The sequence below is a fragment of the Burkholderia sp. AU33545 genome (genome assembly GCF_020419685.1).
GTDB classification, from domain to species: Bacteria; Pseudomonadota; Gammaproteobacteria; order Burkholderiales; family Burkholderiaceae; genus Burkholderia; species Burkholderia diffusa.
Map to the genome: position 1 here is coordinate 143442 of NZ_JAIZRQ010000005.1, position 24127 is coordinate 167568.

The following is a 24127-nucleotide window of genomic DNA, read 5'->3' on the forward strand; positions in this document are numbered from 1 at the left end:
TCCCCGCCGTAACCAGCAGAAAGGATTCGCTTGAAACTTCCGTACGAATGGCAGATCGGCTGGCGCTACACGCGCGCCGGCAAACGCACGACCGGCAACGGCTTCATTTCCTTCATCGCACTGGTGTCGATGCTCGGGATCGCGCTTGGCGTCGCGGCGCTGATCGTCGTGCTGTCCGTGATGAACGGCTTCCAGAAGGAAGTGCGCGACCGCATGCTGTCGGTGCTCGCGCACGTCGAGGTGTTCTCGCCGACCGGCTCGATGCCCGACTGGCAACTGACCGCGCAGGAAGCGCGGCGCAATACTTCGGTGGTCGGCGCGGCGCCGTACGTCGACGCGCAGGCGCTGCTCACGCGCCAGGACGCGGTGAGCGGCGTGATGCTGCGCGGCGTCGAGCCGTCGCTCGAACCGCAGGTGTCGGACATCGGCAAGGACATGAAGGCAGGCCAGCTCGCCGCGCTCGTGCCCGGCCAGTTCGGCATCGTGCTCGGCGACGCGCTCGCCGGCAACCTCGGCGTGACGGTCGGCGACAAGGTCACGCTCGTCGCGCCCGAAGGGACGATCACGCCGGCCGGGATGATGCCGCGACTCAAGCAGTTCACGGTGGTCGGCGTGTTCGAGTCGGGCCACTACGAATACGACAGCACGCTCGCGATGATCAACATCCGCGACGCGGAGGCACTGTTCCGGATGTCCGCGCCGACCGGCGTGCGGCTGCGGCTCACCGACATGCAGAAGGCGCCGCAGGTCGCGGTCGAGCTGTCGCATACGCTGTCGGGCAGCCTGTACATTCGCGACTGGACCCAGCAGAACAAGACATGGTTCTCGGCCGTGCAGATCGAGAAGCGAATGATGTTCATCATCCTCACGCTGATCATCGCGGTGGCCGCATTCAACCTCGTGTCGTCGCTGGTGATGACGGTGACCAACAAGCAGGCCGACATCGCGATCCTGCGCACGCTCGGCGCGCAGCCCGGCTCGATCATGAAGATCTTCGTCGTGCAGGGCGTGACGATCGGCTTCGTCGGCACCGCGTCGGGCGTCGCGCTCGGCTGCCTGATCGCGTGGAGCATTCCGTGGCTGATCCCGATGATCGAGCATCTGTTCGGCGTGCAGTTCCTGCCGCCGTCGGTGTACTTCATCAGCGAGCTGCCGTCGGAGCTCGTCGCGGGCGACGTCATCAAGATCGGCCTGATCGCGTTCGTGCTGTCGGCGGTTGCCACGCTCTATCCGAGCTGGCGCGGCGCAAAGGTGAAGCCGGCGGAGGCGCTGCGCTATGAATGATCGCGCGACCGCATTGGCGGATTCACGACAACCCATCAGACAGGATTCGGCAGGTATGCAGGAATACGTGCTTCAGGCGCGCGGGATCACAAAGGCGTTCGTGCAGGGCGGCTTCAACGTGCAGGTGCTCAACAACGCCGAATTGACGGTGCGGCGCGGCGAGAAGCTCGCGATCGTCGGCGCGTCGGGCTCCGGCAAGAGCACGCTGCTGCACGTGCTGGGCGGCCTCGACGAACCGAGCGCGGGCGAAGTGTCGCTGCTCGGCAAGCCGTTTACGCAACTCGCCGAGCGCGAACGCAACGAGCTGCGCAATCGCGCGCTCGGCTTCGTCTACCAGTTCCATCACCTGCTGCCGGAATTCACCGCGCTCGACAACGTCGCGATGCCGCTGCGCATCCGCCGGATGACGACCGAGGACGCACGCGCGCAGGCACAGGCGATGCTCGAACGCGTCGGTCTCGGCCCGCGTGCGAAGCACCGGCCGGGCGAGCTGTCGGGCGGCGAGCGGCAACGCGTGGCGATCGCGCGCGCGCTGGTGACGAAGCCCGCGTGCGTACTCGCCGACGAGCCGACCGGCAACCTCGACGGCACGACCGCCGACACGGTGTTCAACCTGATGCTCGAACTGTCCGAGACGCTCGAAACGAGCTTCGTGATCGTCACGCACGATCCCGAGCTCGCGGCGCGCTGCGACCGCATCATGCGCCTGCGCGACGGCGTGCTGCACGAGGAGCCGGCGCTGCCGGTGTGAACGAACGCCCCGCCGTGCCGCCGGGCGAGTCCCGGCACGGCGGCGAGGGCGCAGGAAAGCCGCCATGTGGATCGATACGCATTGCCATCTCGATGCTGCCGAGTTCGACACCGACCGCGACGTCGTCGTGCATGCGGCGCGCGCGGCCGGCGTGTCGCGCATCGTGATCCCAAGCGTCGGGCGCGACAATTTCACGACCGTGCGCGAACTGGCCCAGCGCACGCCGGGTGCGGTCTATGCGCTCGGCATCCATCCGATGTATACGCCGCACGCGCGCGACGAGGATCTCGACCGCCTGCGCATGGAGATCGAGGCGAGCCTCGATGATCCGCGCTTCGTCGCGATCGGCGAGATCGGTCTCGACTACTTCGTGCCGGGGCTCGACGAGGACCGCCAGCAATTCTTCTATCAGGGGCAGCTCAAGCTCGCGCGCGAATTCGACCTGCCGGTGCTGTGCCACGTGCGCAAGTCGCAGGACCGCGTGCTCGCCGGGCTGCGCCGCTTCGGCGTGCGGCGCGGCATCGCACATGCGTTCAACGGCAGTTTCCAGCAGGCCGACGCGTATCTCGCACAGGGGCTGCATCTCGGTTTCGGCGGCAACGTGACGTTCGGACGGGCGTTGCAGATCCGGCGGCTCGCCGCGCAGTTGCCGCTCGACGCGATCGTCGTCGAGACGGATGCGCCCGACATCGCGCCCGAGTGGGCGTACAAGTCCCGCAACGCGCCCGACCAGGTGCCGCGCATCGGCGGCGTGCTCGCCGAACTGCGCGGGATCGACGCGCACGCGCTGTCCCTATCCACAACGGCTAACGCGCTCGCCGCGCTGCCGCGCCTCGCACTTTCGTCCGCATAATCGTTGCTGGAGGGTGCCGCATCGACGGCGGCGCCAGGTCGACGAGGAGGTGCGATGCGCGTGTGGTGGATCGCGTTTGCGCTCGGCGTCGTCGTGCTGCAGCGGCAGGCGGCGTTGCCGGGCATGGGCGGCTGGGTAGGCGGCGCGGTCGTGCTTGCCGGTTGCGGTGCGCTGCTCGCATGGTGTGCACGGCGCCGTCGAACCCGCTCGATCGTCGCGCTCCGGTGGATGCTGTGCGCCTGCGCCGCCTGCGCGATCGGATTCGGCTATGCGGCCGCACGCGCCGAATGGCGGCTGCGTGACGGCCTGCCTGTCGAGCGGGAAGGGCGCGACATCGTCGTCACGGGCGTGATCAGCGGGTTGCCGGTGATCGACGACACCGGCGCGCGACTGCTGTTGGCCGTCGAATCGAACGATGCGGGGCTGGCCCGTTTCCCTCCGCTGATCCGGTTGTCGTGGCGCACGTACGGCGCGCCCGCCGCACGCAACGCGATGCCCGATTTGCGCGCCGCGCAGCGCTGGCGCCTCGTCGTGCGCCTGAAACGCCCGCATGCCGAGGCGAATCCCGGCGTGCGCGACAGCGAGGCGGCGTGGCTCGCCGCGGGCATTCGCGCGATCGGCTATGTGGTCGCGACCGAGCGGGCGGAACTGCTCGACGCACGTGCATCGGGGTGGCGCGCGTCGATCGATCGGCTGCGCGACGCGCTGCGCAACGGTATCGGTGACGCGCTCGGCAGCGACGCGCGCCATCGCGGCATCGTGACCGCGCTCGCGGTCGGCGATCAATCCGGCATCGGCGACGACGCGTGGCGCGTGCTGCGCAATACGGGCACGAGTCATCTGGTCGCGATTTCGGGCCTGCACGTCGGACTCGTCGGCGCGATCGCGGGCGGGATCGTATCGTGGGTCTGGCGACGTCTGCGCTGGCGTGGACATGCCGCGGCGCTCGTGATGCCGGCGCCCTATGCGGCTTCGATGGCGGCGCTGACGGCCGCCGCCGGCTATGCGGCGCTTGCCGGCTTCAACGTGCCGGCGCAGCGCGCGTGGTGGATGATCGCGGCCGGTGCGGCTGCCTGTCTTGCCGGACGCAGCGTGCCGACGTCCGCCGTGTTGTGCGCGGCGCTCGGCGGCGTGCTGCTTGTCGATCCGTGGGCGGTGGTGTCGGCCGGGTTCTGGCTGTCTTTTGGCGCGGTCGCCGTAATCCTGATGTCCGTGGCGGGCTGGGGCGCGGTGCGCGAATTCGACGGCGGTGACGACCGTGGGACGGACGGTACTGCCCCGCTCGACCGCCGCCGCAGGCTGCGCGCTTGGTGCAAGCGTGCCGGGCACCGTGTCGCACAGGCGACGCGCGTGCAGTACGCGGTGACGATCGGTCTTGCGCCGCTGACGGCCGCGTGGTTCGCTCAGATCTCGGTATCCGGCCCGTTCGGCAATGCGTTTGCGATCCCGTGGGTCAGCGCCGTCGTGACGCCGATCGTGCTCGCCGGGATCGGGTTGCCCGCGCCGCTGGACGCGTATGCGTTCCGGCTCGCGCATGCGGCGCTCGAACCGATGATGGCGCTGCTCCGGCACCTCGCCGACTGGCCGGCTGGCGTGTTCTGGCTGCGCATGCCCGACTGGTCGGTTCTGGCGCTTGCGTGCGTGGGTGTCGCATGGGTCTTGATGCCGCGCGGCTGGCCGCTGCGCTGGGCGGCGCCGATGACATGGCTGCCGCTGGTCGCGCCGGCACCCGATGCGCCGCCGCCTGGCGGCTTCCGGCTGACCGTGCTCGATGTCGGGCAGGGCGCGTCGGTGCTGGTGGAGACCGCGCGCAGGACCTTGCTGTTCGATGCGGGGCCGGGGGCGGAGTCGACCCATGCCGGTGCGCGGATCGTCGCGCCGGCATTGCGTGCCCGCGGAATCCGTACCGTCGATTCGCTCGTCCTGAGTCATGCGGACGCCGATCACGCGGGCGGCGCGGCGGCCGTCTATGCGGCCGCCGAGGTCCGCCAGCTGCTCGCCGGCATTGCGCCGCAGCACCGGCTGTGGCGTGACGCGCGGGCGGCCGGCGTGGCCGATCGGCTGCCGTGCGCGGCCGGGCAGCGGTGGACCTGGGACGGCGTCGTATTCACGATGTTGTGGCCGCCGGGTGGTGCCGGCGCTGGTTCCTCGAACGCACAATCATGCGTGCTGCGCATCGACGCGGGCGACACGTCGGCGCTGCTGACGGGCGACATCGAGGCACGCGCCGAGCGCCGGCTGGTGGACGATGCGCGCGACGCGCTGGCCGCGCAGATCCTCGTTGTGCCGCACCACGGCAGCCGCACGTCGTCGGTCGAGCCTTTCCTCGATTCGGTCGGGCCGCGCGTCGCGGTATTTCCTGTAGGCTATCGCAATCGATTCGGACATCCGCACCGGACGGTCCTTGCGCGCTACGAAATGCGCGGGATTCCGCTGCCGCGCACCGATCGCGACGGGGCCGTGAGGTTCGACGTCGCCCCGACGGGCGGCGGTTTCGCGTTTGAGCGTCATCGCGATGCGCAGCGGCGGTACTGGATGGACCGGTGAGCGGCGCGATGGCGCGGGTCAAGAATGAGGAGGCCGGAGGAAGTGCTGAAGCACTGACTCCCGCCGGCAAAGGAGACATCGGCGTTTGAAGGACATCCTCCATTTCTCGCATGCGAACGGTTTTCCGGCATCGACGTACCGGACGATCTTCGCCGAGCTGGCAGACGACTACGAGCTGCGCTACATCGAGCGCATCGGTCACGACCGCCGTTACCCGGTAACGCGCGACTGGCCGCATCTCGTCGAGCAACTGCTCGACGACATTGGCAGCCGCTACGAGCGCCCGGTCTGGCTCGTCGGCCATTCGCTCGGCGGCTACCTGTCGCTGATGGCTGCGCTGAAGAAGCCGCACTGGGTGCGCGGCGTGGTGATGATCGATTCGCCGATCATCGCGGGATGGCGCGCCGGCGCATTGCGCGCGAGCCAGTGGGCGGGGCTCGACGAGCGGCTGTCGCCGGCGGCCGCGACGCGCAATCGGCGTACGCGCTGGGTGAGCCGCGACGAAGCCTGGCGGCATTTTCACGAGAAACCCGCGTTCGCGCGCTGGGACGAGCGGATGCTGTCCGACTACATCGACTACGGCATTCCGCAGGCAGGCGCCGACGGCGAACGCGTGCTCGCGTTCGACCGGCAGGTCGAATACCTGATCTACCGGACGCTGCCGCATACGCTCGGCCCGCGGCTCGCGCACGGCGCGCCGGTGCCGCTAGGCTTTCTCGCCGGCACGCGCTCGCGCGAAGTGCGGCAGGTCGGGCTCGATGCGACGCGTCGTGCGGCGCGCGGGCGCATCGAATGGCTCGAGGGCAGCCACCTGTTCCCGATGGAGCGGCCGATCGAGACGGCCCGCGCATTGCAGCGGATGCTGAGTTCGCTGAAGATGGCGGAGGGTGGCGTGCCGCGCGACAGTGCGGCGCTCGCGAAAAGCGCCTGACGCATCGGTCCGGTGCACCGCGCCGGCGTGCGCGGTTGCACCGACCGGCCGGCCGGTTCGCCCCGGCGCGCACGGTTGGCGCGGCACAGCGCGAAAGGGCAGGATCATCGCGTCAATTGCTGAGAGAAGGGCGGGCTTTACGGTATAATCCGTTTTTCCCGCGAGCATTCAGCGATGACCAAATATGTTTTCGTCACCGGCGGCGTAGTTTCTTCCCTCGGCAAGGGTATTGCCGCCGCCTCCCTCGCCGCGATCCTCGAATCGCGCGGTCTGAAAGTCACCCTCCTCAAACTCGATCCCTACATCAACGTCGACCCCGGCACGATGAGCCCGTTCCAGCACGGCGAAGTGTTCGTGACGGAAGACGGAGCGGAGACCGACCTCGACCTCGGCCACTATGAGCGCTTCATCAGCACGAAGATGCGCAAGGCCAACAACTTCACGACCGGCCAGATCTACGAATCGGTGATCCGCAAGGAACGCCGCGGCGACTATCTCGGCAAGACCGTGCAGGTGATTCCGCACATCACGAACGAAATCCAGGCGTTCATCGAGCGCGGGGCGGCATCTGCCACCTGCGGCGAGCCGGACGTCGCGATCGTCGAGATCGGCGGCACGGTCGGCGACATCGAGTCGCTGCCGTTCCTCGAGGCCGCGCGCCAGATGAGCCTGCGCCTCGGCCGCAACAGCGCGTGCTTCGTGCACCTGACGCTCGTGCCGTACGTCGCGACGGCCGGCGAGCTGAAGACGAAGCCGACCCAGCACAGCGTGCAGAAGCTGCGCGAGATCGGCATCCTGCCGCACGTGCTGCTGTGCCGTGCGGATCGCCGCATCCCCGACGACGAATCGAAGAAGATCTCGATGTTCTCGAACGTGCCGGAAGACGCCGTGATCTCGGTGTGGGACGCCGACAGCATCTACAAGATTCCGCAGATGCTGCACGACCAGGGCCTCGACCGGATCATCTGCGAAGAGCTGAAGCTGTCGCCGAAGGACGCCGACCTGAGCATGTGGTCGGCGCTCGTCGAGAAGCTGGAAAACCCGAAGCACGAAGTCACGATCGGCATGGTCGGCAAGTATGTCGACCTGACCGAGTCGTACAAGTCGCTGATCGAGGCGCTGCGCCACGCATCGCTGCACACGTCGACCAAGGTCAACATCGAGTACATCGACTCGGAAGAGATCGAGACGAACGGTGTCGATAGCCTGAAGCATCTCGACGCCGTGCTGGTGCCGGGCGGTTTCGGCCGTCGTGGCACGGAAGGCAAGATCGCGGCGATCCGCTACGCGCGCGAGTCGAAGGTGCCGTACCTCGGCATCTGCCTCGGCATGCAGCTTGCGGTGATCGAATTCGCACGCGACGTCGTCGGCCTGAAGCAGGCGAACAGCACGGAATTCGATCCGGATACGCCGGAACGCGTGGTCGCGCTGATTACCGAGTGGTACGACCGCGAAGGCAAGGTCGAGACGCGCACCGAGGAATCCGATCTCGGCGGCACGATGCGCCTTGGCTCGCAACGTTGCCCGATCAAGCCCGGCACGATGGCCGAAGAGATCTATGGCAAGGACGTGAACGAGCGTCACCGCCACCGTTATGAAGTCAATAACCGCTTCGTGCCCCAGCTCGAAGCCGGCGGCCTTATCATCAGCGCCCGTACCCCGAGCGAGGATCTGCCGGAAATGATGGAGCTGCCGCGTTCGATGCACCCGTGGTTCGTCGGCGTCCAGTTCCACCCGGAATTCACGTCCACGCCGCGTGACGGTCATCCCCTGTTCAAGTCGTTCGTCGAAGCCGCGCTCGCCAACAAGCAAGCGCGTGGAGTGCAAGCATGAAGCTGTGCGATTTCGAGGTCGGTCTCGACCAGCCTTTCTTCCTGATCGCGGGTACCTGCGTCGTCGAATCGGAGCAAATGACGATCGACACGGCGGGCCGCCTGAAGGAGATCTGCGAGAAGCTGAACGTTCCGTTCATCTACAAGTCGTCCTACGACAAGGCGAATCGCAGCTCGGGCAAGTCGTTTCGCGGCCTCGGAATGGACGAGGGGCTGCGGATCCTCGGCGAGGTGAAGCGTCAGCTCGGCCTGCCGGTGCTGACCGACGTGCATTCGATCGAAGAGATCGAGCAGGTCGCGTCGGTCGTCGACGTGCTGCAAACGCCCGCGTTCCTGTGCCGCCAGACCGACTTCATCCACGCGTGCGCGCGCTCGGGCAAGCCCGTCAACATCAAGAAGGGTCAGTTCCTCGCGCCGCACGACATGAAGAACGTGATCGACAAGGCGCGCGACGCGGCGCGTGAAGCAGGTCTGTCGGAAGACCGCTTCATGGCGTGCGAGCGTGGCGTCTCGTTCGGCTACAACAACCTTGTGTCCGACATGCGTTCGCTCGCGATCATGCGCGAGACGAACGCGCCGGTCGTGTTCGACGCGACCCACTCGGTGCAGCTGCCGGGCGGGCAGGGCACGAGCTCGGGCGGCCAGCGCGAATTCGTGCCGGTGCTCGCCCGTGCGGCGGTCGCGACGGGCGTCGCGGGTCTCTTCATGGAGACGCACCCGAATCCGGCCGAGGCGAAGTCGGACGGCCCGAACGCGGTGCCGCTGAACCGGATGGGTGCGCTGCTGGAGACGCTCGTCACGCTCGATCAGGCGGTGAAGCGCAATCCGTTCCTGGAAAACGATTTCAATTAAAGATCGAATGAACCTTGCGACGGCTTCGCGCGTCAGTAGCGAAAGCGGTTCAGGCGCGCGCGCCGTCGCAGTTTGAAGAATCCATCGTCATTCTCAGAGGAAACCCATGAGTGCAATCGTAGATATCATCGGCCGCGAGATTCTGGATTCGCGCGGCAACCCCACCGTCGAATGCGACGTGCTGCTCGAATCGGGCACGATGGGCCGCGCGGCGGTGCCGTCGGGCGCGTCCACCGGCTCGCGTGAAGCGATCGAACTGCGCGACGGCGAAGCCGGCCGCTACAACGGCAAGGGCGTGCTGAAGGCAGTCGAGCATATCAACACCGAAATCTCCGAAGCCATCATGGGCCTCGACGCGTCGGAACAGGCGTTCCTCGACAAGACGCTGCTCGAGCTGGACGGCACCGACAACAAGTCGCGCCTCGGCGCGAACGCGATGCTGGCCGTGTCGATGGCCGTCGCGAAGGCAGCCGCTGAAGAAGCCGGCCTGCCGCTGTACCGCTACTTCGGCGGCTCGGGCGCGATGCAGCTGCCCGTCCCGATGATGAACATCGTCAACGGCGGCGCGCACGCGAACAACAGCCTCGACATCCAGGAATTCATGATCGTCCCGGTGAGCCAGCCGACGTTCCGTGAAGCCCTGCGTTGCGGCGCGGAAGTGTTCCACGCACTGAAGAAGATCCTGAGCGACCGCGGCATGAGCACGGCAGTCGGCGACGAAGGCGGCTTCGCGCCGAACTTCGGCAGCAACGACGAGTGCCTGTCGACGATCCTGCAGGCGATCGAGAAGGCAGGCTACCGTGCGGGCGAAGACGTGCTGCTCGCGCTCGACTGCGCGGCATCCGAGTTCTACCACGACGGCAAGTACCAGCTCGCGGGCGAAGGCCTGCAACTGTCGTCGGCCGAATTCACCGACTACCTCGCGACGCTCGCCGACAAGTTCCCGATCGTGTCGATCGAGGACGGCATGCACGAAGGCGACTGGGACGGCTGGAAGCTGTTGACCGAGCGCCTCGGCAAGAAGGTGCAGCTCGTCGGTGACGACCTGTTCGTCACGAACACGCGCATCCTGAAGGAAGGCATCGAGAAGGGTATCGCGAACTCGATCCTCATCAAGATCAACCAGATCGGTACGCTGACCGAAACGTTCGCGGCAATCGAAATGGCGAAGCGCGCGGGCTACACGGCCGTGATCTCGCACCGCTCGGGCGAAACGGAAGATTCGACGATCGCGGACATCGCGGTCGGCTTGAACGCCGGTCAGATCAAGACGGGTTCGCTGTCGCGCAGCGACCGCATCTCGAAGTACAACCAGCTGCTGCGCATCGAGGAAGACCTCGGCGATATCGCGAGCTACCCGGGCAAATCGGCTTTCTATAACCTGCGCTAACGCGCTACTATCGGGTTCGTCATCTCGACGCCGCTCTGTGCATGTCGCGCGGAGCGGCGCTTCTTATATCTGCGTCTTCTACATGCGGCTTGTCACTGTCGTCCTGATTGCCTTGCTGGCGCTCATTCAGTACCCCCTATGGTGGGGACACGGCGGCTGGTTGCGGGTGCATGAATTGCGCCAGCAACTCGGCGATCAACTGCAGAAGAACGCGGACGAGAAGCTGCGCAATGAACGGATCGCGGGCGAAGTGCAGGATCTGCAGGGCGGTACCGCGGCCATCGAGGAGCGCGCGCGCTACGAGATGGGCATGGTGAAGGACGGCGAAGTATTCGTGCAGTTCGTGTCGCCGAACGCGCCGGCGGCGCCGCTGAACAACACGCCTTCGAGCATGTCGACGCGCGGCACCGTTTCCGCCGCGCCCGTGCGTGTCGTGCCGAACCCGCAGTCGATCGCGAAGCCGTCGCGGCATCATGGCGGCGAGAAGGGCAAGGCCGCGCATCACTGAGCGCGGGAGTCCGAACCATTGAAAAAGCGCGGGAAATGCCGCGCTTTTTTATTTCCTGCCAGTCGTCAATCGAATTGGTCGACGCGCGTCACGCATCACCACCACCAGCCCGGGTAACCGTAGCCATATCCGATGCCGGTGCCCCACCGGTTTCCCCAGCCGCCGCCGTAATAGCCGCCGTAGACGGTCACGGGGGGCGGCGAGTAATACGCCCACGCGCGCGCGGCGGCCTCCGCCGCCATCGCGTCGTTCTGCTCGCGCAGCACTTGCCGGTCGATCTCGTCGTAGCGTTTGCGCTCCGCACTCGACAGTGCGGGCGGCTGGCCGCCCGAAGCGCCCGGTTCGGGCAGGCGGCTCAGGATCGTCGACGAAGGCGGCTGCACCGCGCAGCCGGCGAGGGCCAGTGTGCCGGCTGCGACACTGGTCAGGACGAGGGTGCGGAACGGGCGATTCATGTGTTTCTCCAGCAGCGCGCCGACAGCGGAAAGCGGTTTGTGCCGAAGGCGGACCTCCGGCGCCTGGGCCGTTGCGTGCGACGCTCGTGCGTCATTATGCACCCGCGCCGCTCATGGCCGGCACGGGCGCGCCGCTCGCTCAGTGACGCTGATCGGTCGCGGGCGTGATGCCGGTCGCGAGTTCCGGCGCGGCGAACAGCTGCGCGACGTCGACGGGATCGAACTCGTAGCGCTGGTTGCAGAACTCGCAGTGGATCTCGACGTGACCGCGCTCGACGATCACGCTGTCGACTTCGTCGCGCCCGAGCATGCGCAGCATCGCGCCGACCTTCTCGCGCGAGCACGAGCACTGGAAGCGCGTACCGGCCGGGTCGAAGTGCTGCACGTTTTCCTGCCAGAAGAGCCGACGGAACACGACTTCCGGTTCGACCTCGAGCAATTCCTTCGCGGACAGCGTGCCGCCGAGCGTGCAGACGCGCTCCCACGTGTCGGCGTCGGTCTCGGCGTTGCGCGGCACGATGCCGCCGTCGCCCGGCAGCTTCTGCAGCAGCATGCCGACCGCGCGGTCGCGATCGGCCGCGAGCCACAGCCGCGTGTCGAGCTGCTCCGAGTGATGCATGTAATGCTCGAGCACTTGCGATACCGATTCGAGCGGACCGTCGACGCCGTTCAGCGGCACGATGCCCTGGTACGGCTGCTGGCCCGGCAGCTTCTCGGCCGGGTCGAGCGTGATCACGCATCGGCCGTGGCCGCTCGCGTTGACGAGCGACGCGAAGTGCGTGTCGTCGCCGATCGTCTGCGCGACGTCGCCGGCGAACTTGGCCGTGGCGCGCATCGACAGGTCCGAGCCGCACTGGACGACCAGCATCTGGACCGGCCCGTCGCCGAAGATCTGCATGATCAGGGTGCCGTGAAATTTCAGGTTCGCGGACAGCAGCGCACACGCAGCCATCATCTCGCCGAGCACCGTGCGCACCGGGGCAGGGTAGTCACGGCGGGAAAGCACCTCTTGCCACGTGTTGCGCAGCGACACGATCTCGCCGCGCACGGGTGCCGAATTGAACATGAATTTCTGTAACTGGTCGCTCACTCTTCTTCCTTGAAATCCGCGCGAATCAGCCGATCCGCACGAGTTGCTCCTTGAAATGCGCGCGTCGTTCGACGTACGTCTTCGCATTTGCGCGCAGCCGCGCGATGTCGTCTGCCGACAGCTCGCGCACGACTTTCGCCGGGGCGCCGAGAATCAGCGAGTTGTCCGGGAACGTCTTGCCTTCTGTCACGACCGCGCCGGCACCAACCAGACAGTTGCGGCCGATGACCGCTCCATTCAAGACCACCGCCTGAATCCCGATCAGCGAACCTTCCCCGATCGTGCATCCGTGCAGCATCGCCTGGTGCCCGATCGTCACGTTTTCGGCAATCGTCAGAGGAAACCCGGGGTCCGTATGCAGGACCGCGCCTTCCTGGACGTTGCTGCCGGCACCGACCGAGATCGTCTCGTTGTCGCCGCGAATCGTCGCACCGAACCATACGCTCGCGTTTTCCTCGAGCACGACCTTGCCGATGATGGCCGCCGTATCGGCGACGAATACGCTTTCGTGGATCGTCGGGGCCGTCTCGCCCAGTTTGTAGATCGTCACGGAGTCTCCTGGTCTCTTCGATGATGGGCGCCGGTAGAATGGCGCGTCTGGCGTGCCGGGTGCATTGCGTGACGGCACAAACGTACATTGTAAACCGTCGCGTGCATGCGCACTGGCGGTGCCCGGTTTGATGAACATGGAGCCTTCTTCTTTCATGGCTGCGCCACACTGCGTGCGTCGCGCCGCGCTGGACGCCCTGCGGATGTCCGAGCCGGCCGCGAAGGCCGCTCGGGTCCGCGCGCTGCATGACGCGCTGCTGGCCCGGCAGGCCACGATCGCACCGACGCTCGATCTGGACGAACCGACCGACCTGCCCGGCCGTCCGGCGCGCCCGCCGCTCGTCGAGCCGCGCGAGCTCGAGCGCCGCAGCATGCGCTCGCCCGCGGGGCGCGCGGTGCTGCTGCACGCCCTCGCGCATATCGAATTCAACGCGATCAACCTCGCGCTCGACGCCGTGTGGCGCTTCGCCGGGATGCCCGACGCATTCTATGCGGACTGGCTGAAGGTCGCGGCCGAGGAGGCTCATCACTTCACGCTGTTGTCCAGGCGGCTCGCCGAGTTCGGGCATGCGTACGGGGATTTTCCCGCGCACAACGGGCTGTGGGAGATGTGCGAGCGGACCAAGGCCGATCCGCTCGCGCGGATGGCGCTCGTACCGCGCACGCTCGAGGCGCGCGGACTCGACGCGTCGCCGCCGATCCGGGCGCGGCTCGTGCAGGCGGGCGACGATGCGTCCGCGGCGATTCTCGACGTGATCCTGCGCGACGAGATCGGCCACGTCGCGATCGGCAATCGCTGGTTCCGGTACCTGTGCGACGAGGCCGGCCGCGATCCGGTGCCGGCCTATCGCGAGCTCGCCGAGCAGTACCATGCGCCGCGGCTGCGCGGCCCGTTCAATTTCGACGCGCGCCGCACCGCGGGATTCGAGCAGGCGGAGCTGGACGAGCTCGCCGCGCAGGACGCGGCGGACGGCAACGCGGCCGGTTAGCACGTCCGGGCGCCGCCGGCTCCCGGCGGGCGGGCGAAGGCTGTCGCTGCGTCGGCCTCGCGGATCCTTCGGCGGCCTGTCCGCGGCGTCCGACAGGCCGATTCCGCACGCCGTCGCTAGAGAGCTGCCTCGACTGCCAGGCGCCGGAATGGAGGCGTCATCGCTATAATCGAACGATCATTCTTTTTTTGGCGGCTGCAATGAGTGCCTCGAGTTCTGTTTCCGATTTCGTCACGGTGCGCGGCGTCAAGCTGCATGTGCGGCGCTGGGGCCGACCCGATGCGCCGACGCTGTTCATGCTGCATGGCTGGATGGACGTCGCGGCATCGTTCCAGTTCGTCGTCGACGCGCTCGCGGGCGACTGGCAGGTGATCGCGCCGGATGCACGCGGCTTCGGCCTGTCCGACTGGCCGGTCGCGAGACAGGGCGGCGGTCATTACTGGTTCCACGAGTACCTGGGCGACCTCGATGCGCTCGTCGATCACTATGCACCCACCGGCGAAGTCAATCTGGTCGGGCACAGCATGGGGGCGAACGTCGTGTGCCTGTACGCGGGCGCGCGCCCGGAGCGCGTGCGGCGCGTGGTCGACCTCGAAGGGTTCGGGCTCGCCCCCGCGCGGGCCGAGCAGGCGCCGCGCCGGCTGCGCGGCTGGCTCGACGAGCTGCGCGAGCCGCCGGTGTTGCGCCCGTATGCGTCGCTCGACGACGTGGCGGCCCGGCTGATCAAGACCAATCCGCGGCTCGATCCGCACCGCGCCGCGTTCCTCGCCGCGCACTGGTCGAAGCGTGGCGATGACGGCCTCTACCACCTGTTGGCGGACCCCGCGCACAAGATGGCGGGCCCGCAGCTGTACCGGCTCGACGAGGTGATGGCCGTCTGGAAGCAGGTGCGCGCGAAGGTGCTGCACGTCGAGGCCGTCAATTCGCCGACGCTCGCGTATCTCGCCGGCGACATCCCGCTGCCGGAGTTCAAGGCGCGCTTCGGCGCGTTCCCCGACTGGCGCGAAAAGCTCGTCGAGGATGCCGGCCACATGGTTCATCACGACCAGCCGGAGCAGATCGCGGCGCTGATCGAGGCGTTCTGCGCGTAGGCTGGCGGCGGCGCGGGAGGCAGGCGGGCGGCGCAATTGACGCATTGCAGTAGAATGAAGCTTCACCTGCCATATCGACAATGAACGCTGATCTCCACTGCCATTCGAATGTTTCCGACGGGTTGCTGTCGCCTGCCGACGTCGCGCGCCGCGCCCATGCCGGCGGCGTGACCCTGTGGGCGCTGACCGACCACGACGAGATCGGCGGCCAGGCGGCGGCACGCAGCGAGGCGGAGGCGCTGGGGATGCGCTACCTGAGCGGCGTCGAGATTTCGGTCACGTGGGCGTCGCGCACCGTGCACATCGTCGGGCTGAACATCGATCCGTCGAACCCGACGCTCGTCGACGGCCTCTACCGCACGCGCCACGGCCGCGCCGCGCGTGCGCGGGCGATTGCAGCGCAGCTCGAGACGCTCGGCATTCCCGGCGCGTACGAAGGCGCGCTGAAGTACGTATCGAATCCCGACCTGATCTCGCGCACCCACTTCGCGCGCTTCCTGGTCGAGAACGGCCATGCCGAATCGACCTCCGATGTGTTCGACCGCCTGCTCGGCGACGGCAAGCCCGGGTTCGTCCCGCACCGCTGGGCGACGTTGTCCGACGCCGTTGCATGGATTCGCGCGGCGGGCGGCGAGGCCGTGGTCGCGCACCCGGGCCGCTACCGCTACACGCCGGTCGAATTCGATGCGTTCTTCGGTGAATTCATCGATCTCGGCGGCCGCGCGATCGAGGTCATTACGGGCAGCCACACGCCCGACCAGTACCGCGAATACGCAGACGTGGCGCGCCGCTTCGGCTTCGAGGTGTCGCGCGGCTCGGATTTCCATGCGCCGGGCGAGGGTCGCATCGAGCTCGGCAGCCTGCCGCCTTTGCCGCCCGACCTGAAACCGCTCTGGGAGCGCTGGCTCTGACGTACCGCGGCCGCTTGCCGCTGGCGCTGCCGCCGAGGCGCGCATCCGACTTCTCCCTCTTTACGTGTCCCCATGTCCCAGTTCTTCAGGATTCATCCGGATAATCCGCAGCCGCGCCTGATCAAGCAGGCCGCGGACATCGTCAGCAAGGGCGGCGTGATCGCGATGCCGACCGATTCGAGCTACGCGCTCGCGTGCCACCTCGATGACAAGGATGCGGTCGAGCGCGTGCGCCGCATCCGCGGCCTCGACGAGAAGCAGCACCTGTCGCTGCTCGTGCGCGACCTGTCGGAACTGGCCAACTTCGCGATGGTGGACAATCGTCAGTACCGGCAGATCAAGTCGGTGACGCCGGGCCCGTACGTGTTCATCCTGCAGGCGACGAAGGAAGTGCCGCGTCGTCTGTCGCACCCGTCGCGCAAGACGATCGGGCTGCGCGTGCCCGATCACGCGATCACGCTCGCGCTGCTCGAATCGCTCGGACAGCCGCTGCTTGGCACGACGCTGATCCTGCCGCCGGACGACGAGCCGCTCAACGATCCCGACGACATCCGCGCGCGGCTCGAGAAGCAGGTCGATCTCGTGATCGACGGTGGTGCGTGTCCGCGCGAACCGTCGACGGTGATCGACCTGACGGGCGACGAGCCGCAGCTCGTGCGTGCCGGGCGCGGTGCGCTCGAACCGTTCGGGCTTTCGGCCGCGTAAGCGCCATTCATTTTTGCGCGAGTGCGCTTGTTACAATAACGCGATATGGACGCTTCCCTGATACAGACCATCGCCGTCTACGCGCTGCCCGTGATCTTCGCGATCACGTTGCACGAGGCTGCGCACGGCTATGCCGCGCGCCTGCTCGGCGACAACACCGCCTACATGATGGGGCGCGTGTCGTTCAACCCGATGCGCCACATCGATCCGCTCGGCACGATCGCGATCCCGCTCGCGATGTATTTCCTGACGGGCGGCGCGTTCCTGTTTGGCTATGCGAAGCCGGTGCCGGTATCGTTCGGCAACCTGCGCGATCCGCGTTGGGGCAGCCTGTGGGTGTCGCTGGCGGGCCCGGCCTGCAACTTCGTGCAGGCACTGATCTGGGGCGTGCTGACCATCGTGCTGCCCGCTGCCGGCATCGACGAGCCGTTCTTCACGCGGATGGCCTACGCAGGCGTCAGCGCGAACCTGGTGCTCGGCGTGCTGAACCTGTTTCCGCTGCCGCCGCTCGACGGCGGCCGCATCCTGGCGGCGCTGCTGCCGCCGAAGCAATCGATCGCGCTGTCGCGAATCGAGCCGTACGGTTTCATCATCGTCCTCGTGCTGGTCTCGACGGGCGTGCTGACGAACTTCTGGCTGCGGCCGCTCGTGAATGCCGCGGCCGGCGTGCTGAGCGCCATCCTGTCTCCCTTCGCCTCGCTTTTCTAACGACAATCATGTTCCCAGATCGTATTTTCTCCGGCATGCGACCCACCGGGTCGCTGCACCTCGGCCACTACCACGGCGTGCTGAAAAACTGGGTGAAGCTGCAGTCCGAGTACCCGTGCTTCTTCTGCGTGGTTGATTGGCATGCGCTGACGACGCACTACGAAACACCCGAGGTCATCGAGAAGAACGTGTGGGACGTGCTGATCGACTGGCTCGCGTCGGGTATCGATCCGGCGCAGGCGACGCTGTTCATCCAGAGCAAGGTGCCCGAACATGCGGAACTCGCGTTGCTGCTCGGCATGAGCACGCCGCTCGGCTGGCTCGAGCGCGTGCCGACCTACAAGGAGCAGATGGAGAAGCTGAAGGACAAGGACCTGTCGACTTACGGCTTCCTCGGCTACCCGGTGCTGATGGCGGCCGACATCCTGCTGTATCGCGGCTCGCTCGTGCCGGTCGGCGAGGACCAGGTGCCGCACGTCGAGATGACGCGCGAGATCGCACGCCGCTTCAACTACTTGTACGGCCGCGAGCCGGGCTTCGAGGAGAAGGCGCTCGAAGCCGCGAAGAAGCTCGGCGGCAAGCGCGCGAAGCTTTATCACGAGCTGCGCAACGCGTACCAGCAGGAAGGCGACGACGAGGCGCTCGAACAGGCGCGCGCGATGCTGCAGGAATCGCAGAGCCTGTCGATGAGCGACCGCGAGCGCCTGTTCGGCTATCTCGAAGGCGCGCGCAAGATCATCCTGGTCGAGCCGCAGGCGCTTTTGACCGAAGCGTCGCGGATGCCGGGCCTCGACGGCCAGAAGATGTCGAAGTCGTACGGCAATACGATCGGCCTGCGCGAGGATGCGGAGACGATCACGAAGAAGGTCCGCACGATGCCGACCGATCCGGCACGCGTGCGCCGCACCGATCCGGGCGATCCGGACAAGTGCCCGGTGTGGCAGCTGCATCAGGTCTATACGGACGAAGCGACGCACCAGTGGGTGCAGAGCGGCTGCCGCTCGGCGGGCATCGGCTGCCTCGACTGCAAGCAGCCGGTGGTCGAAGGGATCCTGCGCGAGCAGCAGCCGATGCTCGAGCGCGCACAGAAGTACATGGACGATCCGTCGCTGCTGCGCGCGATCGTCGCGGACGGCTGCGACAAGGCGCGCAAGCACGCGGTCGAGACGATGCGCGACGTGCGCGAGGCGATGGGCCTGTCGTACACCTGACCTGACGGCATGCGCGAACCTGTCATTGCCGCCGCGGGCGGCCACGTGGCCCAGACCGAACCGTCGCGCTGGGTCGCCCGCTGGTCGCGGCTCGTCCCGGCGAGCGGCACGGTGCTCGACGTCGCCGCGGGCGGTGGTCGCCATGCACGCTGGTTTGCGTCGCACGGGCATCCAGTCGTCGCGCTCGACCGCGATGCGGCCGCGCTGGCCGCTTTGCGCGCGATTCCCGGTGTCGATGTGCGCGACGCCGATCTCGAGGGCGCGCCCTGGCCGCTGCCGGCCGGTGCGTCGTTCGCGGCGGTGATCGTCACCCATTATCTGCATCGCCCGCTCTGGCCCCGACTGCTCGATGCGGTGGCGCCGGGCGGCGTGCTGATCTACGAAACCTTCGCGCAAGGAAACGAAACGGTCGGCAAGCCGTCCAATCCTGCGTTCCTGCTCGCCCCGGGCGAGTTGCTGGACGCGGTGCGTGGCCGCCTGCGGGTGGTTGCGTACGAGGACGGATTCGTCGCCGCGCCGCGCGAGGCGTTCGTGCAGCGCATCTGCGCGGTACGCGAGGGCGCGACCCCGACAGCGGGGGCGGGAATTCCACGTTACGAACTGCCCGGCTAATCCGCTACAATCTCAACGTTTACCGGTACAACAATCAATCGCGTTTCATGGCTAACGGCACCCAAGACGGCATTCACATCCGCGGCAGCATCCCCGCGATCGTCACCCCGATGCTCGAAGACGGCAGTCTTGACCTGCCGGCGTTTCGCAAACTGATCGACTGGCACATCGCGGAAGGCACCGACGCACTCGTCGTGGTCGGCACGAGCGGCGAGTCGGCAACGCTCAACGTTGAAGAGCACATCCTGATGATCCGCACGGCGGTCGAGCATGCGGCGAAGCGCATCCCGATCATCGCGGGCGCGGGCGGCAACTCGACCGCCGAAGCGATCGAACTGACGAAGCATGCGAAGGCCGTCGGCGCCGACGCGACGCTGCAGGTCGTGCCGTACTACAACAAGCCGACGCAGGAAGGGATGTACCGGCACTTCAAGATGATCGCCGAGGCGGTCGACCTGCCGGTGATTCTGTACAACGTGCCCGGCCGTACGGTCGCGGACATGGCGCACGAGACGACGCTGCGCCTCGCTCAGGTGCCGGGCATCATCGGTGTGAAGGACGCGACCGGCAACATCGATCGCGCCGCGCACCTGATCAAGGCCGCGCCGAAGCATTTCGCGATCTACAGCGGCGACGATCCGACCGCGATCGCGCTGATGCTGCTCGGCGGCCACGGCAACATCTCGGTGACGGCGAACGTCGCGCCGCGCGCGATGAGCGACCTGTGCCGCGCGGCGCTGGCCGGCGACGTCGCAACGGCGCGCGAGCTGCACATGAAGCTGCTGTCGCTGCACAAGAACCTGTTTGTCGAGGCGAACCCGATTCCGGTGAAGTGGGCACTGCAGGCGATGGGCAAGATGCAGGGCGGCATCCGCCTGCCGCTCACGCCGCTCGACGAGCGCTGTCACGACGTCGTGCGTTCGGCCCTCGTCGAGGCCGGCGTCCTCTGATGCTCAGGCGGCCGCGTCCTGCGGCCGCCGGCTCGACCCCTCATCAACCCGCACCGGCCGGCTCCGTCCGGCGCCGCTCCTGACGAGCGTTCTAGCAAGACGAAGGATTTCATGAAACGTTTCGCCTTTTCCTCTCGCGCCATCCAGGTTTCGGTGGTGGCGCTGGCGCTGGGCGCGCTCGCCGGCTGCGATACGCTGAACGATTATCTGGCTCCTGACCGGGTCAACTACAAGAACACGGGTTCGGCGCCGCCGCTCGCGGTGCCGAGCGACCTGAAGCCGGTGCCGACGACCCAGCAGTTCGTCGCGCCGCCGAGCAACGCTGGTCTCGGCACGCTGCCGCCGCGGGCGACGACGGCCGCCGGCAACGCGACCGACGGTGTCCCGAGCGCGCAGGATCCGCTCGGCATGCATATCGAGCGCGACGGCGACCGCCGCTGGCTCGTCGTGGACGGGCGCACGCCCGAGCAGCTGTGGCCGATCCTGAAGGAATTCTGGCAGGAGAACGGCTTCTCGCTGAAGACTGACGCACCGTCGACCGGCATCATGGCCACCGACTGGGCCGAGAACCGCGCGAACATTCCCGATGACTGGTTCCGCCGCACGATCGGCAAGGTCATCGACTTCGCGTACTCGTCGGGCACGCGCGACCGTTTCCGCACGCTCGTGAACCGTACGCCGGACGGCAACACCGACATCTCGATCACGCACAGCGCGATGGAAGAAATGATGGTCGGCCCGCAGGGCGGCACGTCGTCGCGCTGGGAAGAGCGTCCGCGCAATCCGGTGCTCGAGGCTGTGTTCCTGACGAAGCTGATGCAGAAGTTCGGCCTGAGCGACGCGCAGGCGAAGCAACTGCTGACCGATGCGCGTCCCGCGACGGCGCCGGCGCAGGTGAGCGATACGAGCAGCGGTGCCGCGACGCTGCAACTGGCGGAATCGTTCGACCGTGCGTGGCTGCGCGTCGGTCTCGCGCTCGACCGCACCAACTTCGCGGTCGACAATCGCGACCGCGAGAAGGGCCTGTACACGGTCCGTTACGCGAACACGATGGAAGAGCTCAAGCGCGACGGGCTGTTCGGCAAGCTGTTCTACGGCGGCCCGTCGGCGGCGAAGCCGGGCAAGGAATACCTGGTCAACGTGCGCGCGCAGGGCAGCGGCGGCACGCAGGTCGCGGTGGTCGACGCGACCGGCAAGGTCGACAACTCGTCGGACGCGCAGCGGATCATTTCGCTGCTGCACGCCCAGTTGAACTGATCGCGTGCGCTTCGCCAGCCTCGGTAGCGGCAGCGAAGGCAACGCGCTGGTCGTCGAGGTCGCGAGCGGCACGACGACCACCCGCGTGCTGCTCGACTGCGGTTTTTCAGCGAAGGAGGTCGAGCGCCGCCTCGGCCGCCTGAATCTCGGCATCGACGATCTCGATGCGATCCTCATCACCCACGAACACAGTGACCACGTCGGCAGCGCGCTGACGCTCGCGCGGCGCGGGTCGCTGCCGCTCTACATGAGCTGGGGCACGGCACGCGCGGTGGGCGCGGACGAAGCCGATGTCGATCTCCACGTGTTGTGGGGCGACGAGACAGCCGCGATTCGCGATCTGGCCGTGATGCCATATACGGTGCCCCATGACGCGCGGGAACCGCTCCAGTTCGTCTTCATGGACGGTTGCCGCCGGCTCGGCGTGCTGACCGACGTCGGGATGGCCACGCCGCATATCACGGCCGTTCTGAGCGGTTGTGACGCGCTGGTGCTCGAATCCAACCACGATACCGAGATGCTCGCCGGGAGCCGCTATCCGCAGTCGCTGAAGGCGCGGATCGGTGGCAATCACGGCCACCTGAGCAACGCCGCCGCCGCGGGCATCCTCGCATCGCTCGAACGCAGCCGCCTCCAGCACCTCGTCGCGGCGCACCTGAGCCAGCAGAACAACCGGCCCGAGCTGGCCCGCCAGGCATTGGCCGGCGTGCTGGGAACGGACGGGGAGGAAGTGGTCGTGGCCACGCAGGACGCGGGCTTCGACTGGCTGACGCTCGGCTGAGCAGGCGCAGGATCGGACGCCCGGGACGGCTCTTGGCCGGTCCTGCCGCCGGATACGATGCGCGCAACCGACAGACGTAAAAAAACCGGCCCGAAGGGCCGGTTTTTTTTCAGCTGATGCTGAGGCTTACTGGCTTGCGCCCGAAGCCGGAGCAGCCGTCGCTGCCGAAGCAGCCGACGCCACAGCAGCAGCTGCGTCGCTCGCAGCAGCCGTAGCCGACGAAGCAGCAGCAGCTGCGTCGCTCGCAGCACCAGCAACTGCCGAAGCAGCCGACGAAGCAGCAGCCGATGCGTCGCTAGCAGCCGACGAAGCAGCTTGATCAGCGCTCTTGTTGCAAGCAGCCAGTGCAACAGCAGCCAACAGGGAAGCTACGAGGAGGGATTTCTTCATGATCACGTCCTTTTATGGTTAAAGGTAAGCAACAGCGCGAAACAATACCGGTAATGTGCTCCAACACCGACCTGGGCCGCTGGTGGAGACGCACTTCTAGAGCGTGAATCTTCCCTACGGCTTGGGCGGAAATTATATGCACTTTCCTATCGACCGTCGACAAATGCGGGGTCAATACGTTGTCTTTCCCATACAGAATTTGATCTGCACGGGCATACGGGGCGGCTCACTAAATCCGGTTTCCGACCCGTATCCAGCCCGCACAATACCACTCGTGCAGCAAGGCTGTCATTGAGGGAACCCGGGATAGTGTTACAAACCGTTTCGCCTCCATGTGGCGCAGATTGGCCAGTTCGGGCAGCCATTCGCCGGCGTGCTCGAGCGGTTCTTCCTCGCCATTAATGAAGTACGAGCGCGCGTTATACATCAATGCGGCCCGTCTGTCGAGATACACGCCCCGGCGCGACGCCTGCGCGACGAACGCGGCCTCGGACAGCGGGCGCGCCGGCGGCTCGAATACGACGTTCGATTTGGGTTCGCTCAGGTAGCAACCGAGGAATTCGGCGACGTCACGCTTGCGCCAGCGGATCGCATCGACGATCTCGGCGACGCGCTCGACCATCGCCGGCGGCAGTTGCGCCGGGGTGTCGACCGCCGGCTGCTTCGGGTCGCGGTAAAGCGCGTCGCCACGCTCGTCGCGCAGGCCGCCGCGCTCCGCGAGGTAATACAGGAATTGCGCGCCCAGCTCCCCGGCGGACGGCGCCCGAAAGCCGATCGAGCAGGTCATGCATTCGCCTTCGGCCACGCCGTCGTGCGCGATGTGCGGCGGCAGGTACAGCATGTCGCCCGGCTCCAGCACCCACTCGTCGCTCGGCTCAAAATGCTCGAGGATCTTCAACGGGACGTCCGGCTGCAGCGACAGGTCCTTCTGCGCACCGATGCGCCAACGGCGCCGGCCCTCGACCTGTAGCAGGAATACGTCGTACGAGTCGAAGTGCGGGCCGACGCCGCCTCCGTCGGTCGCGTACGAAATCATCAGGTCGTCGAGGCGTGCGTCCGGGATGAAGCGGAAGCGGTCGAGCAGCGCGCGTGCCGCGTCCACGTGCAGGTCGAGCCCCTGCACGAGCAAGGACCAGGACTTTCGCGAAACGGCAGGCAGCGCGCCCGGCTCGAAGGGACCGTGGGCCAGTTGCCACTTGTTACGAAAATGGGTGATCAGTCGCGATTCGGCGTCATAGTCGGCTGCCAGCTCGAACAGTGCGTCGCGCGTCACCGGCGGCTTCACGCCGGGGATCGCCTGGCGGATCAGCAGCGGCTTCTTCTGCCAGTAGCGGCGCATGAATTGCGCCGGCGAGAGGCCGCCGAGCAGCGGTGTGGGAAGATCGGAAGGCGGCGCGCCGAGCGGGGCGGCAGCGGCGTCCCGCGGTTCGGCTTGAGACCGGTTGCGCATCGTATAATGAGACTTGTATTTGGGAGAATT

Annotated in this window: 24 protein-coding genes; 19 read left to right on the forward strand and 5 right to left on the reverse strand. The window is 67.0% G+C overall.

The window, feature by feature from the left end; genetic code table 11:
- Positions 1-30: 30 nt before the first annotated feature.
- From LGM71_RS18095 to ftsB, 9 genes are all read left to right on the forward strand, one after another.
- Entirely contained in the window at positions 31-1284 is a 1254-nt protein-coding gene (locus LGM71_RS18095; RefSeq protein ID WP_059608400.1) for a lipoprotein-releasing ABC transporter permease subunit, read from the forward strand.
- A 55-nt stretch (positions 1285-1339) separates the two neighbouring features.
- The gene (lolD, locus tag LGM71_RS18100) at positions 1340-2035 is read left to right on the forward strand and encodes a lipoprotein-releasing ABC transporter ATP-binding protein LolD (RefSeq protein ID WP_059608399.1); all 696 of its coding nucleotides are present in this window, start codon (positions 1340-1342) and stop codon (positions 2033-2035) included.
- A 64-nt stretch (positions 2036-2099) separates the two neighbouring features.
- Positions 2100-2888, forward strand: a complete 789-nt coding sequence (locus LGM71_RS18105) for a TatD family hydrolase (RefSeq protein WP_059608398.1) — start codon at positions 2100-2102, stop codon at positions 2886-2888.
- Positions 2889-2942: 54 nt separating this feature from the next.
- Entirely contained in the window at positions 2943-5435 is a 2493-nt protein-coding gene (locus tag LGM71_RS18110) for a DNA internalization-related competence protein ComEC/Rec2 (RefSeq protein ID WP_226115687.1), read from the forward strand.
- An 85-nt stretch (positions 5436-5520) separates the two neighbouring features.
- On the forward strand, positions 5521-6366 hold the full coding sequence (locus LGM71_RS18115; RefSeq protein ID WP_124622334.1) for an alpha/beta fold hydrolase: 846 nt from the start codon (positions 5521-5523) through the stop codon (positions 6364-6366).
- Positions 6367-6540: 174 nt separating this feature from the next.
- The gene (locus LGM71_RS18120; protein WP_059464180.1) at positions 6541-8199 is read left to right on the forward strand and encodes a CTP synthase; all 1659 of its coding nucleotides are present in this window, start codon (positions 6541-6543) and stop codon (positions 8197-8199) included.
- Positions 8196-9050 (forward strand): 3-deoxy-8-phosphooctulonate synthase, encoded by an 855-nt coding sequence (gene kdsA, locus LGM71_RS18125; RefSeq protein ID WP_044848177.1) that lies wholly within the window; start codon positions 8196-8198, stop codon positions 9048-9050. Before LGM71_RS18120 ends, kdsA begins: the two co-directional genes overlap by 4 nt.
- 106 nt (positions 9051-9156) lie before the next feature.
- Positions 9157-10440: a phosphopyruvate hydratase gene (gene eno / locus LGM71_RS18130; RefSeq protein WP_011885396.1), complete on the forward strand. Its 1284-nt coding sequence runs from the start codon at positions 9157-9159 to the stop codon at positions 10438-10440.
- Between the two features lie 82 nt (positions 10441-10522).
- The gene (gene ftsB, locus LGM71_RS18135; RefSeq protein WP_059608395.1) at positions 10523-10948 is read left to right on the forward strand and encodes a cell division protein FtsB; all 426 of its coding nucleotides are present in this window, start codon (positions 10523-10525) and stop codon (positions 10946-10948) included.
- A gap of 95 nt (positions 10949-11043) precedes the next feature.
- Here ftsB and LGM71_RS18140 read toward each other — a convergent pair whose 3' ends face one another.
- The 3 genes from LGM71_RS18140 to LGM71_RS18150 form a co-directional block, all read right to left on the reverse strand.
- The gene (locus LGM71_RS18140; protein WP_059817823.1) at positions 11044-11403 is read right to left on the reverse strand and encodes a hypothetical protein; all 360 of its coding nucleotides are present in this window, start codon (positions 11401-11403) and stop codon (positions 11044-11046) included.
- 139 nt (positions 11404-11542) lie between these two features.
- Positions 11543-12493 (reverse strand): Hsp33 family molecular chaperone HslO, encoded by a 951-nt coding sequence (hslO, locus tag LGM71_RS18145; protein WP_059535822.1) that lies wholly within the window; start codon positions 12491-12493, stop codon positions 11543-11545.
- A gap of 25 nt (positions 12494-12518) precedes the next feature.
- The gene (locus tag LGM71_RS18150; protein ID WP_059608392.1) at positions 12519-13043 is read right to left on the reverse strand and encodes a gamma carbonic anhydrase family protein; all 525 of its coding nucleotides are present in this window, start codon (positions 13041-13043) and stop codon (positions 12519-12521) included.
- A 130-nt stretch (positions 13044-13173) separates the two neighbouring features.
- Between LGM71_RS18150 and LGM71_RS18155 the strand changes: the two genes are divergently transcribed.
- From LGM71_RS18155 to LGM71_RS18200, 10 genes are all read left to right on the forward strand, one after another.
- Positions 13174-14031, forward strand: a complete 858-nt coding sequence (locus LGM71_RS18155; protein WP_226115689.1) for a ferritin-like domain-containing protein — start codon at positions 13174-13176, stop codon at positions 14029-14031.
- Positions 14032-14231: 200 nt separating this feature from the next.
- A complete protein-coding gene (locus tag LGM71_RS18160; RefSeq protein ID WP_174920030.1) occupies positions 14232-15122 on the forward strand; it encodes an alpha/beta fold hydrolase in 891 nt (296 codons plus the stop codon).
- Positions 15123-15202: 80 nt separating this feature from the next.
- A complete protein-coding gene (locus tag LGM71_RS18165; protein ID WP_059608389.1) occupies positions 15203-16033 on the forward strand; it encodes a 3',5'-nucleoside bisphosphate phosphatase in 831 nt (276 codons plus the stop codon).
- A gap of 72 nt (positions 16034-16105) precedes the next feature.
- Positions 16106-16738 carry an L-threonylcarbamoyladenylate synthase gene (locus LGM71_RS18170; RefSeq protein ID WP_059535812.1) on the forward strand — a complete coding sequence of 211 codons (633 nt, stop codon included), beginning with the start codon at positions 16106-16108 and terminating at the stop codon, positions 16736-16738.
- Positions 16739-16783: 45 nt separating this feature from the next.
- A complete protein-coding gene (locus LGM71_RS18175) occupies positions 16784-17446 on the forward strand; it encodes a site-2 protease family protein (protein ID WP_059608387.1) in 663 nt (220 codons plus the stop codon).
- 8 nt (positions 17447-17454) lie between these two features.
- Positions 17455-18657, forward strand: a complete 1203-nt coding sequence (locus LGM71_RS18180; protein ID WP_044847993.1) for a tryptophan--tRNA ligase — start codon at positions 17455-17457, stop codon at positions 18655-18657.
- Between the two features lie 9 nt (positions 18658-18666).
- Positions 18667-19269, forward strand: a complete 603-nt coding sequence (locus LGM71_RS18185; RefSeq protein ID WP_059608386.1) for a class I SAM-dependent methyltransferase — start codon at positions 18667-18669, stop codon at positions 19267-19269.
- A 47-nt stretch (positions 19270-19316) separates the two neighbouring features.
- Positions 19317-20219: a 4-hydroxy-tetrahydrodipicolinate synthase gene (gene dapA / locus LGM71_RS18190; protein ID WP_226115691.1), complete on the forward strand. Its 903-nt coding sequence runs from the start codon at positions 19317-19319 to the stop codon at positions 20217-20219.
- A 111-nt stretch (positions 20220-20330) separates the two neighbouring features.
- Positions 20331-21476, forward strand: coding sequence for an outer membrane protein assembly factor BamC (gene bamC, locus LGM71_RS18195; RefSeq protein ID WP_151051602.1), 1146 nt, complete (start codon positions 20331-20333; stop codon positions 21474-21476).
- A 4-nt stretch (positions 21477-21480) separates the two neighbouring features.
- On the forward strand, positions 21481-22257 hold the full coding sequence (locus tag LGM71_RS18200) for an MBL fold metallo-hydrolase (RefSeq protein ID WP_059608383.1): 777 nt from the start codon (positions 21481-21483) through the stop codon (positions 22255-22257).
- Positions 22258-22576: 319 nt separating this feature from the next.
- Here the strand turns inward: LGM71_RS18200 and LGM71_RS33420 are convergent, their stop codons facing one another.
- Complete coding sequence (locus LGM71_RS33420; protein ID WP_011657350.1) at positions 22577-22822, reverse strand: hypothetical protein; 246 nt, start codon at positions 22820-22822, stop codon at positions 22577-22579.
- 54 nt (positions 22823-22876) lie between these two features.
- The gene (locus LGM71_RS18205) at positions 22877-24097 is read right to left on the reverse strand and encodes a cupin domain-containing protein (protein WP_226115693.1); all 1221 of its coding nucleotides are present in this window, start codon (positions 24095-24097) and stop codon (positions 22877-22879) included.
- Positions 24098-24127: the final 30 nt, after the last annotated feature.